This window comes from Planctomycetaceae bacterium (assembly GCA_041398825.1).
Classification (GTDB): Bacteria; Planctomycetota; Planctomycetia; order Planctomycetales; family Planctomycetaceae; genus F1-80-MAGs062.
Genome location: JAWKTX010000003.1, coordinates 1 through 15,950 on the forward strand (window position 1 = coordinate 1; position 15,950 = coordinate 15,950).

The 15,950-nt window shown below is 52.4% G+C and carries 16 protein-coding genes and 1 pseudogene; 10 read left to right on the forward strand and 7 right to left on the reverse strand.

The genetic code is table 11. The features are described from left to right. Positions 1-1,197: 1,197 nt before the first annotated feature. Together R3C20_06425 and R3C20_06430 are read right to left on the reverse strand one after the other, a co-directional pair. Positions 1,198-2,256: a DUF1559 domain-containing protein gene (locus R3C20_06425; protein ID MEZ6040121.1), complete on the reverse strand. Its 1,059-nt coding sequence runs from the start codon at positions 2,254-2,256 to the stop codon at positions 1,198-1,200. A gap of 502 nt (positions 2,257-2,758) precedes the next feature. Further along, positions 2,759-3,703: a hypothetical protein gene (locus R3C20_06430; GenBank protein MEZ6040122.1), complete on the reverse strand. Its 945-nt coding sequence runs from the start codon at positions 3,701-3,703 to the stop codon at positions 2,759-2,761. A 278-nt stretch (positions 3,704-3,981) separates the two neighbouring features. On the opposite strand from R3C20_06430, the gene R3C20_06435 reads away from it, so the two are divergent. Both R3C20_06435 and R3C20_06440 read left to right on the forward strand, forming a co-directional pair. Further along, positions 3,982-4,116 carry a hypothetical protein gene (locus tag R3C20_06435; protein MEZ6040123.1) on the forward strand — a complete coding sequence of 45 codons (135 nt, stop codon included), beginning with the start codon at positions 3,982-3,984 and terminating at the stop codon, positions 4,114-4,116. 157 nt (positions 4,117-4,273) lie between these two features. Continuing rightward, positions 4,274-4,474, forward strand: coding sequence for a hypothetical protein (locus R3C20_06440; GenBank protein MEZ6040124.1), 201 nt, complete (start codon positions 4,274-4,276; stop codon positions 4,472-4,474). An 87-nt stretch (positions 4,475-4,561) separates the two neighbouring features. Here R3C20_06440 and R3C20_06445 read toward each other — a convergent pair whose 3' ends face one another. The 3 genes from R3C20_06445 to R3C20_06455 all read right to left on the reverse strand — a co-directional run bounded on the left by R3C20_06445 (position 4,562) and on the right by R3C20_06455 (position 7,734). Further along, on the reverse strand, positions 4,562-4,978 hold the full coding sequence (locus tag R3C20_06445; protein ID MEZ6040125.1) for a transposase: 417 nt from the start codon (positions 4,976-4,978) through the stop codon (positions 4,562-4,564). 1,082 nt (positions 4,979-6,060) lie between these two features. Beyond that, complete coding sequence (locus R3C20_06450) at positions 6,061-6,873, reverse strand: hypothetical protein (GenBank protein MEZ6040126.1); 813 nt, start codon at positions 6,871-6,873, stop codon at positions 6,061-6,063. A 339-nt stretch (positions 6,874-7,212) separates the two neighbouring features. Further along, a complete protein-coding gene (locus R3C20_06455) occupies positions 7,213-7,734 on the reverse strand; it encodes a hypothetical protein (GenBank protein ID MEZ6040127.1) in 522 nt (173 codons plus the stop codon). A gap of 712 nt (positions 7,735-8,446) precedes the next feature. Here R3C20_06455 and R3C20_06460 point away from each other — a divergent pair. Beyond that, positions 8,447-9,127, forward strand: coding sequence for a hypothetical protein (locus tag R3C20_06460; protein MEZ6040128.1), 681 nt, complete (start codon positions 8,447-8,449; stop codon positions 9,125-9,127). 249 nt (positions 9,128-9,376) lie between these two features. Further along, positions 9,377-9,499 (forward strand): hypothetical protein, encoded by a 123-nt coding sequence (locus R3C20_06465; GenBank protein ID MEZ6040129.1) that lies wholly within the window; start codon positions 9,377-9,379, stop codon positions 9,497-9,499. 52 nt (positions 9,500-9,551) lie between these two features. Here R3C20_06465 and R3C20_06470 read toward each other — a convergent pair whose 3' ends face one another. Then, a complete protein-coding gene (locus tag R3C20_06470; protein ID MEZ6040130.1) occupies positions 9,552-9,809 on the reverse strand; it encodes a hypothetical protein in 258 nt (85 codons plus the stop codon). On the opposite strand from R3C20_06470, the gene R3C20_06475 reads away from it, so the two are divergent. The 6 genes and pseudogenes from R3C20_06475 (at position 9,797) to R3C20_06500 (ending at position 15,310) form a co-directional block, all read left to right on the forward strand. Continuing rightward, the gene (locus R3C20_06475) at positions 9,797-10,195 is read left to right on the forward strand and encodes a hypothetical protein (protein ID MEZ6040131.1); all 399 of its coding nucleotides are present in this window, start codon (positions 9,797-9,799) and stop codon (positions 10,193-10,195) included. The genes R3C20_06470 and R3C20_06475 overlap by 13 nt on opposite strands. Positions 10,196-10,306: 111 nt before the next feature. Continuing rightward, positions 10,307-10,714, forward strand: coding sequence for a DUF4259 domain-containing protein (locus tag R3C20_06480; protein MEZ6040132.1), 408 nt, complete (start codon positions 10,307-10,309; stop codon positions 10,712-10,714). A 108-nt stretch (positions 10,715-10,822) separates the two neighbouring features. Continuing rightward, positions 10,823-11,661: pseudogene (locus R3C20_06485) on the forward strand (DUF3626 domain-containing protein). Between the two features lie 1,946 nt (positions 11,662-13,607). Next, positions 13,608-13,958: a helix-turn-helix transcriptional regulator gene (locus R3C20_06490; protein ID MEZ6040133.1), complete on the forward strand. Its 351-nt coding sequence runs from the start codon at positions 13,608-13,610 to the stop codon at positions 13,956-13,958. Positions 13,959-14,117: 159 nt separating this feature from the next. Beyond that, on the forward strand, positions 14,118-14,642 hold the full coding sequence (locus R3C20_06495) for an SRPBCC domain-containing protein (GenBank protein MEZ6040134.1): 525 nt from the start codon (positions 14,118-14,120) through the stop codon (positions 14,640-14,642). Positions 14,643-14,683: 41 nt separating this feature from the next. Next, positions 14,684-15,310 (forward strand): SRPBCC domain-containing protein, encoded by a 627-nt coding sequence (locus R3C20_06500; protein MEZ6040135.1) that lies wholly within the window; start codon positions 14,684-14,686, stop codon positions 15,308-15,310. A 102-nt stretch (positions 15,311-15,412) separates the two neighbouring features. Here R3C20_06500 and R3C20_06505 read toward each other — a convergent pair whose 3' ends face one another. Next, a complete protein-coding gene (locus tag R3C20_06505) occupies positions 15,413-15,778 on the reverse strand; it encodes a hypothetical protein (protein ID MEZ6040136.1) in 366 nt (121 codons plus the stop codon). Positions 15,779-15,950 lie beyond the last annotated feature (172 nt).

The window sequence follows — 15,950 nt, forward strand, 5'->3', positions numbered from 1 at the left end:
GAATTGGAACGTGTGGAATACGTCCGTCGCACAAGCTGGCAAGACATCTTTGGCAGCGATGCGAGGCCAGCATGGTATCGAACGCGGGAGCCGGATGGATGACAGCGTCTCTGACAACACAAGTCGCTGTTCAGATCGCTTCGAGACAGAAACCGATCTCTTCGCCGCTGCGGCACTTCGAGGATGCAGCCGCAATCGTTGCTCGAACAACAGCCGCATCCGAATCAATCCCAAAATCCGCCGGAACCGAACCACCGTCAAATCGCCAATCCCAGGGTGACAACCCGTCGTCCCATCGGTAAACTTCTCCGCAGCGGATCCATCATCGTGATGAATCCCGCAAGCCAACAACCGAGCCACAATCACTCGCAAAGCGGCATAGTTCAACGCACGATCAATGCGCCAGTATCGGGCCGTCGCAGAGATGGCAATTCGTTATGTTGCGAAGAGCGCAATGAAACTCTGGACAATTCAAACCGTTCCAGCATGGCAGTCGTTGCAGGAACACGGGTACTTGCGCGGTCAACGCCGCCACGCTGATCGTGACTTTCTGCCCGCGTATGATTGGATAGCAACTCAAATGCGTCAGCGGATCGGGCAGCCACCATCTGCTCACATCTCCGTTCCAATTTGGGCATGGCATCAATACGACGGTATCCACAGAAAACGCCCCGATCTCAGATCTTCCGGGTACCTGCCAACCGGTACCCGTGGCTATCGCATCGGATTCACGATTCCTGATAGCTGCGTCCTCCTGTCCGACTTCGAACTGTGGCACTACGCACTAAACTACTGGTATCTCGCATCATCTGAATCGGACGCTGAGGCCTTCGGTCTTCTAAATCAAAACCTCAGATGCTCGTGGTCCAACCCGCCATCTGACCATCGCGTGAACTCCACAATCGAGCGAAGCTGGCACAGGATGTTTGATCTGCATTGGCATGACCCATACGTCACTGCCCCACGAGATGAAAAGTCAATTCAGGCAACATTGTGGCAGCTAGATCATTCTTGGATTAAAACTGTTGATGAGTTTGTGGCCCGGTAAACGCAATATAACAAGGGGACACAAAGGTGTCAGCGACGGCAACATGCTCCCTTGCTACGCTTCGGGTTACAATTGCTGCCAACTAACTTGGCGCTGGCCCTCGCCTCGTTACAAACTCATGCAAGATGCATTTCACAGGACGATTGCCATTATTCAGCTCGCCTGTGAAGTTCCACCCAGAGCTCTCGATCGACCGAATCGCTGTGTATTGTCACCGAGCCATCAAGCTGGAGGGTAGTAACGGATGCGCTGTGCATGCTGCGAGCGCTGGATGCGAAGTTGCCGGCTACAATCCCGCTCGCGCAAGGCATTCGGAGGCGTCCAAGTTCCTGGCTGGTTGGGTCAAGAAGGAGTTGCGTGCATGAAACGACGGCATCGGGGAATTCCTGGGCATTTGGACCATACCGATTTCCTGCAGTCATACTCGCGCCACACATTCCCAGAGCCCAGGTACCTCGCGGATCAATCGCGTTGATCCCTGAACGCACTTCATCGACAGCAATTACCTGTGAGAGTCCCCGAGTGCATTCCGAGAATCGAACCGACCGGTTCACACCGCCAATTCCACTTCCGATGAGAGTCGAACCACGATTTAAGAGATCGAGGTTGTCGATTGTAAAACCGTCTTCACATTTTGCTGTTCCATTCAGGCAGATTCTATTGGGGCCGACGTTCATCGCATAATTGCCGCGGGCATAGAAATGTCCCGGATTGCCACGCAGGGCGCCTCGATCATACATGCTTGTGGAAAATGGATCGGAGGGGCATAACAACGCTGAAAGTCTGGTGCTTCGCACAAATTCATTCTCACGCGAATCAATCGGGAAGTTGACTTCCATTTGCTGGATGAGTGTAGCCTGTTCGAGCATTGGCAGTATTGAAATCAACCAATTTGTATACAGTCGGTCCGGCTCATTTCCAGGCGACACCCCAATCGCCACGCGATCGATTGTCCCCAGTGGCATCACCCCGGCGCCGAGGACTTCACCTCGTCCGCTCCAGACAGACGCTGGTGGTAGCAGTCGATAGATGTCGTGGTAGTTATGTAGTGCGATTCCAATCTGTTTCAAGTTGTTGCGACATTGGGCAAGCCTTGCTGCTTCACGAGCTTGCTGAACGGCTGGTAGCAGCAAAGCAACCATGATGGCGATCAATGCGGCTACAGTTAATAACTCAATAAGTGTGAACCCCGCTCTTCGTAATCGCATCAATGAATTACGATGATGCATATTCATAGTTGCCTTTCGTCAACAATCGCAGATACCAGTGTATTCTGATACGTTTGGGATATACCTGGCTCCGGACCGAGTAAACACACGTTGTCTCCACTCGGATCAATAACACGACTTCCAAACCATACTGAACACACAATTTGCCATTTTTTGGTTTCGATTGCGCGGTATCGAATGGCCCGAATCTGACGATCGATGACCTCGGCGAAGTTGAACGTCTCACCATCACAGATTAAGTAGAAAACGACCTCTGGATCGGACGTGTGAAACGCATCCATTGAGGTTAAAAACGATTCATTACAGATTGATATCGACGCGATCACCGTCCGTCCAGCTTTTCGTATTGAATTTTGGCATCATCAATGATGATTAAGTTAGGGTGTTCCCAGCTCGCCCGAAGCTCATCGGCGACCTTCCACGATTCATCCAACGGCGGATTGCCTCCCTGAACGGGACCAACCTTTGCTTGCAGTGCTATTCATTTTGATCGTCGCTTACGAACGAACACAATGAGCCCGACGCCTATTACCAGCAACAGTACCCAGTACAACCGTGTTGTTCTTCGAAAAGCCGGCTCTGACAGCCCGTAATGTGACAACGTGAAAATGGCCGGGTCGGGGGGAATCGCGGACGGCGTGATATGCGTGACGCGATTCTGTATCACACCAGAATGGTCGACGTTCTTATAGGAAACAGCAAATGCACTCGCGGGGTCATTCGGGGATTGGTACTCAAAATCAGCCGTCCATTTTGTGCTAGTGCGAGACCCCGTAACTGCACTGCATTGGACAACCCTGGGGAATGGTTCTGCCTCAAAAAGAATCGACGCATCATAGAACGTTGATTTTCGATTGTCAGAGATATCCAGTTCGAACATAAGTTTATACCGCTTCGCCGCAGCGTCGGTACTGACGGTCGCTGAATGCAGCACCAAGCCTGGATGAGAGAGTACTTCGGTGATGGGAACTCGTTCAAACACTGCGGCAGCACGGGTGTACATAATCGCCGCGTATCGGTCGCGGTTGATCACGGCCTCCGTTTTTGAGTCGCCTATCCGGTCCGCCAGCATCTGGATAAGATATGGTTGATCACCGGACTGTCGCGAAAGGATGAAAGCGTATCGCTCATTGCAAGCCGTTACCCTTTCAACGCCCTCAGCATCAGTGCTGAAGTGGAGCAGACATTCTCCCAATTCAGCCGCCTGAATCTCAAATGTAACCGCTTGCCCAGGTGGCGTGCCCCAATCAATATATTGCTGAACCTGATCCTTCGGAACAGATTCTAAGGTTTCGCTAAGTGATCCTTTAACCGGCGGAGACGGCAGTTTGGACGCCCAAGCAAGGATCAGGGTGCGCACCATCTCCGGATCTGCCTCCTCGCAGACGCCACATGTGGGCAGAAACAGGAAGCATGAGGAAATCATTATCGTTGAGATTCGCAATGCAACAACTCCTAAAATGGGCGGTTGCGGCAGACTAGCCACCAACCGCAGGTACTTTCGTTATTTGCACCCGCAAGACAACTGAGTAAGCGCCCGGCGAACAGCATTCTAATGGTCTGAGCAGGTTTATCGTTCGAGTTCTTTACGTTCAGCGATGGTCCAGCGGTGTTGTAGGTGGGAGAAGAGCCAGGCGTGTGGCAGCAGGGACTCGAGAGGGGCTCCGAGCGGAAGCTGGATCAGGACACCGTTGAGCCATGTCCATGGTTCCACGCAGTTGGCTTTGCAACTGGCGCGGCACGACGGCCCGCCTGATGGCTGCCGACGAACATCCAGCTTTTGCGGCCGATCGCGACGGGCCGCATGGCTCGTTCGGACGCGTTGTTGGCAATCGATAAGTCGCCGTCGTCGAGGTAGCGAGAAATTCAAGCAAGCCCGCGCCGCCTGAATCGTAACGTCCCGAGCCCTCCGAGCCCTGACAGTACCGTCAACATGGACGGCTCGGGCACTGCGGCCGCTCCGAAGCGAAAGTTGTCGACTGCGTTGTAGTCCGGCATGTTGAAGGTGATCGACGTCAGCGAAGTCGTCGATGTCACGCCGATGAAGTCGATTGAATTAGTACCACGGATCGAGCTAGCCGGAAAACTGAAGAAAGTGGCGTTGACGGCAGCCATGAGAAAACTGCTGACCATTCTCAACACGCTCATTCGTACAGATCAGGTGTGGATTGATCAACGTGCCAATGAAGCCACCTGAACAAAAGAATCCATGATCAACTCGCCCAGGAATGTGAAGGCACCGAACCACTGACTAAGCCTCGCAAAATTGCGTCCCGGCAGAGCATTATTCCGTTTCGTCAGATACCAAATTGGCACGGAGAGCATTTCGTTCAACGTAACGGATCACGGTCAACGGGTGGTCATCATCTTGAACGGGAAACGTCTTGAAACGCCCCTGGTAAAGATGGCCGGTTCCTTCCGTGTGACGATGAGCGTGCCAACGCATCGTATGAGTGTGCGTCAGCCACTGAAGGAACTCGGACAATTCCGAGTCGGTCGTGGGACGAACCACGAAATGCCAGTGATCGGGCATGATCAGATAAGAAAAAATGGGAAGGGGAACGCGGGTGACCGCTTCTTCCAGGACACGCTCAAACGCTTCATAGTCTTCCGGCTTCTCAAACAGCGTCAAGCGAGCAACAGCACGATTCAAAACGTGAAAGCAAACACCGGACGGGCAGATTCGAGGTCGACGTGGCATTCAGACATCTTAACCACGACTCGATCCCCGTCAATATTGAGCTGCGTCCCCTTTTCTTGCTCACTATTGGCTGCGTCCCCTGTTCTCTTCCGTATTGTCTCGCTTCAATCTCTCTTTACATGAAGGACAAATACCATGCACGAACTCAATATACGGCACAAACGATCTCTCTCTGAGCGGCTGTCTGCAAATGCTGCATGTGTGTTGACCATTCCTTAGGTCACGTCGATTTTTGTCAATATAATCACCCAGTCGAAATCCAAAGTAAGCTGACAATGGGGATAAGCAAATAGCGAGCGCAAAACTGTTCGACATTGCTATATGAGAAAACGTCCAGATTCCACAAAAGGCAGGACCGTGAAAGCGCATTCCGCGTAAGAATTGTGATGGATCAAGTGCACAAACAGCAAGAATCAGGACCGGGGCGAAGGCCAACAATACCTCTGAGGTAGAAAACATCCTCGAAATACTCCGATTCTACAAGAGTGCCGAACAGGCTTTGAGTGTCCTTTTTCCACCGGGAGACTCTGAGACTGCGACATCCCCCATCCGCGCAATGAATCCTTGCATAACTGTTGTAAGTGCGATATCTGGGTTGCCGTATGGACTCGCAAGTATCAGATCAGACACACAATCCAGTGCTGTCGCAGTCCATGACGAAAACGACGACATACCACCGGAACATCCAATTGTGGCACTTGTCAAGATGTCGCAAACGCCGCAGTGTAGCAAACCGACAAACAACGCAGTCCACCGGGCCGTTGGGAGCATGTCCATCATTTCTGCAAACCCACAGGCGCATTGTATAAAATCCTTGTTGCCCTGCGGTACCTGGTGCTCCCAGTAATGGCAAAGTACGGAATCCGTTCCATCACATCCTGCCCGACAACCGAGCAACAGCGCGATTCAAAACGTGAAAGCAAACACCGGACGGGCAGATTCGAGGTCGACGTGGCAACTACACATATCAACCACGACTCGATCCCTGTCGAGAATGAGCTGCGTCCCCTTGTTTCTCCTAGCCCGACGCCGCAAACTAAAAAGTAACCCACCAGTGAAAGCCAAATGGTTCTGGTGGACGGTTACTTAGCTCCGGGAATCCAATCCCATATTTCTTTCCACACATCAATTGGTACCGTACTTCCACCACTCCAGTCACGGAATGGCTTTGCAGGAATTGGCTCGAGAACTTCGATGTTGAACTCAGAGACTCGAACCATCCAGGTAACAAATTCGCGGTGTAGGGAAGCAGGATCGGTATCAGCCTCACTGGTATACCCAGCGAATCGCCGCAAAACGATCAAGTTCCGCGCATGCCACCAATAGTCAGGAGATGCGATCCTATCAGCTGCGCATTGCTTGTAATGAGAATACGCCGATTTGCTCAACAGTTGCATAGAGGCCAGGAAATAAATATATCGATCCAGGCGATCCGGGTGCTCTATAAAGAGTCGAGATTGGCATTCAGCAACTAGCAATTGGCGACTTCGATAGTCATCATCTTGAGTATTGAGCAATCCACCACCGATCAATCCGGCATTTGCAGAACGCTGAGGTACTGCATAGCGTCCGAGTCCCAAGAGTATTCCCAAGTCTACGTTTTCGTTGCCGCGACCAAATTCGCTCATCAGCAAGAAGATCAGTTTGCGAGAGCTTGGATGTCTGAATAGTGGCGATATGGCATCCTGACAATCAACCACTGCAGCGATCCAGAGGTCTTGCGCTAGTTCCCCTGGCAAAAAATCGGGCAAAGTTGATAAGCTAATCTTATCGAACTGGTCCAGCACAGACCGCACAATTAACCAATCTGCATCAACACTTACTTCGTCTCCGCTGCAAATCCCCGAAAAGAACATAATGATCAGCATTGTCAAGTAGGCACGCAGAGTTGACATTTCAAATCCTCAAAAGATCAGGATCAGTTTCCAAGATGCTTTCCGCATTTCCATTTGCAGTGAACGACCAGAATGCTGAGTTCCCACAGCAACAGCTGTCGCCTTTACATTTATAATCACAGAATCCAACAACGCTCCAGTCCGTTACGACAGGTGACCAAACACCGGTCTCCGTGGCACAGACGAGAAACTCGCAAGTGGCACTTTGCTTCGCTTTTCGCCCCTGCTGGGCTTTTGTTTTAGCTTGGTAGTCGATAGTGACAACCAAACAGTTTCCGTTGCCTCTGAAAACAGCATTGTCAACGATGCTCTTCAGCAGACCCTTTTTTACACCAAGCCTTATGTTGCCTTTGGGGTCGGATCCTTGTCAAGAATGAGCTGCGTCCCCTTTTCTCGCCGCGCATCGACGCTGATGCTGGTCAGGAAGACGTCGTTGCCGATGGTTTCGAGGGTGTCGTGGACCCGGCAGGACCAGGACAACAGGCTGGCAGCCTGTGCTACGGGAGAGCTCATCTGGCCGGACATCACGCTGCGTCCCTGAGCGTCGGTGATTGAGAAGCTGACTTCGTTTTCGGCGTTGATGTTCACCACGGCAGACCCTGGTGTTCCGGCAGGAAAACTGATCCCCGCTCCACCCTGAGCCGTCGGTTCGGCCAGTTTGGTAATCGCGGTACTCAGTGAAACAGTGTACGTGCCTCCCAGCGGATTTGTCACGCTGATTCCTGCTGTGCTGTCCAAACCAACGCCATCGGTCAGGTCGACATCGTACACCGTCTGAGTGGTCAGGCCATCGGTCCCCGGCACGCTGTTAAACCCTGCAATCGGCGGATTACCGACATCCACCAACCCGAGCGGCTGCAATCAGACAGTGCTGGCAATGCTTCTGCCCAGAGCATCGTAGATGGTCGTCGTTTGCTGAAGTATTCGGGCGTCGGATGGTTTGCATCGGACTCCGTCTGGATCACGCCGGGATAGGCTTCCTTCACGTATCGGGGCACGTTAAAAGGTGTCAGCGACGGTCTTGAATTTTGTCAAGAATGACGTTGAAGAAAGATCTTTGAACGTGATTTTTCTTGCGTTGATTGTTGTTGGTCCGTGAGGGTGTGTTGGATTTTTTTAGGCATGGGTTCGGTGTTCGATGTAGGAGACAGAAGGCTTGTTTTTGGTCGGTGTTTCATTGAATCACAGCCCGACCGGCGGTAGGCAGTTGTTATCCTTCGAAGCGACGCGAAGCTAGCATGGTATGGAACGCGGGAGCCCGATGGATGACAGCGATTCTGACAACACAAGTTGATGTTCAGATCGCTTCGAAACGGAAGGTGATCTCTTCGCTGCATCCGGAGATGCCGTTTCATTCGTTGCTCGAGCCACCGTCAAATTGCCAGTCTCAGGGTGTCAACCCCTTGCCTCTCCAGTAAACTGCTCCGCAGCGGATTCTTCACCGTGATGAATCCCGCAAACAGAAACAACCTCGCCGCAAGTACTCACATCGCGGCAAGGTTCAACGCACGATCTATGGCAGCATCCTGCCATCGGATCGATCGCAATTCGATGTTTTGCCGACAGCAGCGTCATGGAGCTTCTTCAATACACGCGATCACGCTCGCCCGAGCTCGCTGAGTACATCGACGCCGTCGCGCACAGTCCGCTCTCCTTCGATGGCCCGCATCCGCTTCAGCACTCATCTGGCAACCACATCCACCTCTGGAAACTTGAATACCTCGCTGATACCTGCGACTGGATTGACGTCGATTATCGCGTGGAATGCGTGAACCACATCCTCGAACAATGGCGGCGGCGATTAAAAGGACTTCCGCCATACAACGACCGGGGGTACCGCATCTACGTTTACGAAGACCTTGCTCCAACGATTTCAGTCGTGGCGGAGACAGAGATCGGATTTCCGTACTCCAATGGTCATCCCGTTTTCGTGAAGAACATTCGAAACGTACTCGCGCTCTATGAAGATCGAAGCTGGAAAGATTACTTCGCCTCTGGTGACTGGCGAATATCAGAAAAGCGTCTTCTTGATGTCGTCACAAGAAACAAAGGATCAATCAGCAAACCAACCGCCGATAAACTTGGCGTTCCCGTTGGTAAGCTACGGTCCCTGATCATCAACATGGGGCTCAGCGTTGAGGTCAACTCGGTCCGCAAGAAGTTCCAGCGTCGCCCTGCTGATTTTTCAAATGAATTGGTGTGTTCTGATCGCTGGCACGTCTTCGAGCGTGTATTACCGTCTCGGTATCGATGAAGGCAGAAGTCCATGTGGTGCACCCGAGCATGCGAGTCGGGCGTTTCGAAATGGAGAGTCAACCGCGCGTGCCGGGTGACCACTGCCGTTAGCTTAGCAGCCTGATGAAGAACGGGACTGGCTGGAGCAGGGGACTTTAAAGCACGACGGTTTCCAGTCGTCCTGCGTGCCAGTTCCGGTTTTTCGACGGACAGTCAGCCTTTACAACTGTCCCTTCGAACTGCAATGGAATCGCGCGAAGACACTCGGATGAAGTCCACGGTACGACTGTTTCCCAACTGGTTCTTCGACGTCGCGTGGGACTACACCTACTTCGCCATGTGGCTCGATTCCAGAATTGTTTGGCTTGGCTGCTTTGACGATACCGGTTGAACACTGACAGCCGCAAAGGCGACGAACAAACCGTTGCACACGGGAGTTGTTGTCAGCTTGTTGGCCCGGTCTCCGAGCTGTAAACTGGATCCATGCCGCACCAGGACTCATCGAAGTCTGCGGATGACCATAAGCCGCCGATGGCGCGGGTTCCGGAATCAAAGGTAGCTCCCGCCATCCCGTTGTGCGGATCGTTATTGGGCAATTCGGACCAGCAATGAATCCGCTTGTCGGCATTGGCGACCAGGCATTCAAACCCCATATTCACCGCCTCGAACGCTACAGGGGGCAACCACCGTGTTTTCCGCATTCATCCGCTCTCGTTGGGGCGTCATTTCGTTCGCGATTTTCCTTGGGCTCTGGATTCCGGTCGCGCATCGCCGGACGGTTTACGAATGCGGTCTCTCACTCTGGATTCTGTTAGCACCAGGCTTTATCACCTACGTTGCGCTTGCGCGGCCAGTTCTTTCAGTTCTTGCCGCCCTTGTACTTGTCGTCGTCTTTTCAGTTCGCCTGTACACGTTAGACGTTCCCTGGTTTTACGCTGGGCCGCCGTTCGCTCCGGATACCGTATTCATCAACATGACGGTCGCTACGGCGTGCTTCTGCATCAGCGTGATCGCTTCTACTGTGTACTTACTCAGGCCGAGTCTCCTGCGTACATGGCAGCCGGAAATCAATTCAGCAACCAAATAACAATGCAATGCACACCGCGTTGGTGGCTGTGCTCGTTTCGCTTTACCATAACGCGTGCGCCAACCGGGTGATTGGCGTCGTCAATCCTTCGGATCAACCAGGAGACACTCCATGGGAGCATGGGCGGAAGACACGTTTGGGAACGATAGTTCCTGTGATTGGATCGGCACTTTCCTGGATGATCCAGGATTGCCAGTCGTGAAGTCCGCTATCGAGGCCGTGCTGCAGTCAGACGATTACCTCGACAGCGATGATGCATGCGATTGCCTGGCGGCATGCGAGGTGCTCGCTCGCTTGCAGGGGAAATGGGGCGTACGCAACGCATACAGTGAAGAACTCGACAAATGGATCGAGGCCAATCCGACTTCTGTTCCGGACGATCTGAAAGTATCTGCGGACTTGGCGATTGAACGCATCCTGGGCGAAGATTCAGAACTCCCGGAACTATGGGACGAAGGCGGACACAACGAGGACTGGCACCGGGCGATCGACGACCTTCGTTATCGAATCCGAGGCTGACAAGGCGGTCACTCGAGCGGCGGATCGGGGAGATTTTTGAAGCCAGAGGTTCCCAGCCGCTGCCAGGTTATGTGGGTCGTTTGGTGGCCATAAGTGAAAGGCAACTCCATGTGGACGCCACCTCCGGAATCAGCAGAGGCCAGTGCTCTATCCGCAATCGCCAGCTGTGCGTCAGGACCATCGCTGGACCCTTCGTTTCGCGTTACGATCAATTTTCATCCGGACCGCAAAGCCGGTGATTCATGGTTGTTACAGGTCTTGGCAAGAGACGGGGTGCTCCGTTCCCAGTTTGAAACACGGACCAGCAACGGAGGCTTGACCGCATTCGAGGGTGGTGCCGCTGGAATTGGGAGAGTCGGATATTTTCGGGGGCGTATGACATCGAGTTGCCATCCCGGCGGCCCAAATACGGTGCGCTCAACCACCGTCGACGATCTGTCGGCGGTTCGCCACGATTCGGCTCGTCCCATTTCCGACTGGCTTCTCACGTACTGAACCGGACCACGTTTTGCTACCCCGACAGTTTTTTTGAACCGATTCATTTTGGTAACGCATCACACATGGGGCTGATCGATGCATGTGAATCCGATCATTGCGACGAACTTGATCGTTACATCGAGCGCACGTGCACGGCCCGAGTGCGCCTGTCCCGGGACGTCGAAGCCCTTGTCCTCGACGAATGTTATCACGGAACGGCTGTTGCACTGGATGCAATGAAATTGCCCGTTCATGTTGAGTGGCACTCAGGTTTCCGTGTCTCCCTGGACACAATCCATCAATACCCGGATTATCGTGGCCCATCGATTCTGCGATTGGCTGATAGTCTTGCGGTAGACGGCTGGCTCACGCCAGAAATCATAGGTATGGCTGCAGCTTCCGGAAGCTACGCATACGACGATTTAAAGAAAGTCTGGCACTATGTAGCGAGATTCGCTGTGACGGATTAAAGACGGTGATAAGCCGCGATTTAAAACCAGGCTCGTGTTCTTCCAGGGGACGACGAACAATGCGTTGGATGGGCGGGTTGGCACTGTCAAACGCAGGTCGAAAGTGAATCCTGCATCCTCAGAGTTTGCTGCCGCCTCTGCCTGTGCTTGTGTTTCCCCTGAGGTTGATGCACTGGTGAGATGCATAAGCACGAGTCTCTGTCGCCAAACACTAGGCTCGCCTCAAACTCCCAGCATTGCTGGACACCCGCTGAAACGAAGAACTCTCGACCGTGAAGGCCATATACGATCAGATTGCTCCTCACCATGCACTACTTTATTCAGGTTTCGGGTTCCAATCCAATTTGAAATCGTCTTCATTTAGTTTCACTAGAATCATCATCTGGAGCCCAGACGACCCAGCCCAGTCACCATTCTTTTCGGTAACCAATTGCCCCTCAGTTCGATATTTGCCAGCCGGCAGCGTCATCGATTGACTCGAAGCAGGGATGTGCGTTTGTGGCCCCAACGCTGACCAACGGAAGCCTGCCAACCTCTTCGCCGGTGACTTCGTCAATTACGTGAGCCGCCAGCTGTTAGGGTGACGCGTGCTTGCTCTGCGGGAGAACCACCCTGGTAGTAACAGTAGAGGACAGCATTGGTTCCCTTCGGGATTTCGGAATATCCCATTTCCAACGCGTTTCTCGTGTTTGCGGAACGCGTGTCGAGACGAGTTCGCTCTTCCAGTGTACTAATTTGGGAATTATTGGGGGCAGAATTGCCTCAAGTGACACCGTCTTTCCATCTTTGAGCAACAACTCAAGCCGTACACCCTCAGCCCTATTGGTGCCTGCCTTTCGACCAATCGACAATGTGTGCTCGCCATTGAACTCTTTAGGAAAGTCACCTTTCAGCACCAAGCCTTTTGTTGTCTGCAGTGAGACGACTTTCGCTGGATAACTATTCGCATCACCATATCCAAATCTGAGCAAACTAGACTCTTGTTTGTCGAAGATCATCCAGGCACGGTGATTGCATAACTTCATACACTCCAACCACTTATCGGCAACTCCAACGCCAAGCTCATTCTGAAAGATGTAGGTATCGAGATACTTAACATTCAGCTTCTCGTACTGGCTGAAAACGTCCTGTCGACTTTTCCAGAAAACGTTCCCTTAGTGGAATAGCATCAACCATAACGGAGCCAGAACCCCCAAGTTCCTTGAGCCGATTCTCAATACCGATCTGGTTTTCATACAGAAGCGATAGGTCTTTCTGGGCGAAGATTCTTACGTCTTTCGAAGCGGAGTATGGCATCGCAATCGCATCGACTTTCCTGTGCCAATGAGGTGTTGTAGCCAGAACACAAGAGTAAGAAACACAAAAAACGTGACATCTAACTAATCTCCTTAGCATCAACTGAATTCCGGTTTCCAGCCTCCGGGTCGCAACTCGGAAACGCTCGGCAGCCGGTTATCTAACGTGGGTGATAAGAACGTCGAGTTCAGTTCCTCTGATTCAACTTCACGGTAGGCATGCTGCACTTCCAGATCTATACGAAATGTATTTCTTAGAGTCACTTTTCATGAGATTAACGGCAAGAGGGCATTCTACAGGTCCCGTCCGCTCGGTCTTCCTGCATCGTAAAGGGATGTTTTAGGGTGGAGGATGTCATCCGTTTTTGGCTGCCAGTGAAGATCTCCAATGGAGTGCCGCGAGGAAGCTATGTCGTAGTGCCTTGAACTCGCCTTCGGTTCTGGTGCACGGTCTCTGGCTCATGTCTGGATGCCAACGGGGACGGGGATGGCTCCTTGTCTCTGAGCTGCTCATTGAAGTGCACGGTCGGTGAGTTTCGGTGCTTCGGTTCCGTTGCGTGGTGTGATCGATGGAACGACTGAATTCTCCCAAAAATTGTGTCTCTTCGCCCTTGTTTCCTCCGGATTCTATATGTAACCTGATGGTTACCTATGAAGCCTGAATCAATGGATGCCGTGTTTGTGGCCCTGGGTCATCAGACTCGGCGAAAAATCCTGGACATCGTCAAGTCCTTGCCCGGTTGCAGTGTTGCGGATGTGGCAAAGTACTTCGAAGACATTACGCGCATTGCGGTGATGAAGCATCTGGATGTCCTGACGGCGGCTGACCTAATCGTGTCTCGCAAGGTCGGTCGCCGACGAGAATTGTTCTTTAACGCGGTGCCCATCCAGTTGATCTATGATCGCTGGACGACTGAATACAGCCGTTTTTGGGCATCTCAGGCTGTGGATCTGAAGTACCTGTTGGAGAGTCGGATCGAAGCGAGCGACAAATCCGACTAGACATTTATCTTCATCTGAAGTCGGTTTCCGGTTCGCCGGCGACTGTCCATTTCGAGGGGGCATTCATTCGAATCCCTCTCTCTCGTACTCGTCCTGTATGGGCGAGTGCTTTTCTAGTAGCGACCGTTCACACAATTATTTCATCCGGGTAACTTGTTTATGTCCGAAACAACACAGCATATCAGTCGTGTCGTGATCAAAGCCGGGATTCAGCAAGTCTGGGAAGCACTGACGAAGCAGGGCGAGGTGCTGCCGCACTTCTTTGGTTCCGTCATGCACACAACCGGATTGCAACCCGGTGCACAGCTTCGTATGCGAAGTCCTGATGGTGCATTTACCGGAGTAGTCGGTGAGATTCTGGAATGTGACCCGCCGTATCGTTTTTCCCATACGTTTCGGTTTACAAACTTTGATGAAGCTCCGTGTCGTGTTACCTACGAACTTAAAGAAGTCGAAGGTGGTACGGAGTTCACGTTGATTTCCGACCGGATTCCGGCGGGGACAAAGACCGAAAAGCAGATGATTCAGGGAGGCCCGTTCATCACGGATGTGCTCAAGTCGGTCGTGGAAACCGGTCGGCCGTCTTTTGGCAAACGATTGTTGCTTCGAGTGATCGGGATGATGAGCTTTATGACACCTGCAAAATGCCGCAGCGAAAACTGGCCACTGGATCGGGCAGTTTGATCTGACCTGAATTGTTTGCTCCACACGAAAGCAGGGATCCCATGAACATCGACTGTACGGCTGATTTTCCGGTCACGGATGCCGAATGCAAGAAAGTTACCGGAAGAACTCTGACGCAATGGTTCAGTGTGATCGACGAACGCGATGACCTGAAATCAAAGCGTCGTGATTGCATCAACTGGATCTATGAAGATGTCGGAATGACAAATGTCTGGTGGCCCACCACCATCTGGGTGGAATACGAGCGATTCAAAGGCATCGTTAACAAGAAGGACGGTCGTATCGAAGGGTTCAACATCTGTGCAACGAAGACAATTAATGCTCCGCCGGCTGATGTCTATGCGGCATGGACGACACCAGCACTTCTGAGAAAGTGGTTTGGCAGCAAGTCTAAAGCGACGGTGGAGAATGGTGGCGCGTTCAGCGACGGTGATGGCAACTCCGGCACGTTTCTGCGGGTTCGCGAAAAGAAGGATCTTCGCTTTACGTGGATTCAGCCAGGGGCAGAAGCCCCAACACAGGTCGATGTCGTATTCTCGGATAAGGGCAAAAACAAGACGGGACTGATGCTGAATCATCAGAGAATTCAAAACCGGAATGAAGCTGACGGATTACGCCGCGCGTGGGGAGAATGCTTTGATCGACTGAAATCGCTGCTTGAAGAGTAGGCCGAATCGGACAACACCCAACTCGGTATCACTGAACCCCGCAGTTCCGTCCGTTTTGCAGGCGGGTGTCGAAAACGCCGATCCCCCGTTGAAATTCGTACTTCATGCCGTTCCTGATGTTGTATGTCCGTTGAAGTCCAGATAGATCGTATGTCTGGCGGATGGATTGGAATGCAGCTGAAAGGTTTGATTCAGCGCGAACGGGGAAGTGCCATTTGTATTCGTCCCTCCGGCAATCGTCGTTGCCTTTTCAGCAGGGTCAACAGGTTCCGGAGCATTCCATTCGTTCCCGGCAGCGTCGAGACCAATGGTGAAGGGCGAATGATCTGCACTCAGCAGGCAACGAGGTTCAAGACATTCCAGAGCTTGCCGGCTTGCTTTCAATCGTGGTCTTGAGTTTCGCGGGACACCGTTCAGGTGAAGATGGAATAATGACACAACGGCACGCCGCCATCGGCTGGGCACCATGAATTCACCGCCTTCGACAAAAGGAATAGATGGGATGGGACGGCAACCGCCGAAGAAAGCCATTGCCTGTATGAAAGGGGTTTGCGAGATCTGCGAATTGTGGTCCTGAGAGGAGGCCGCATTGCCGAAAGGTTGTCAACCGAACGGATCAGAGCTGAAAGGCGCATGACAT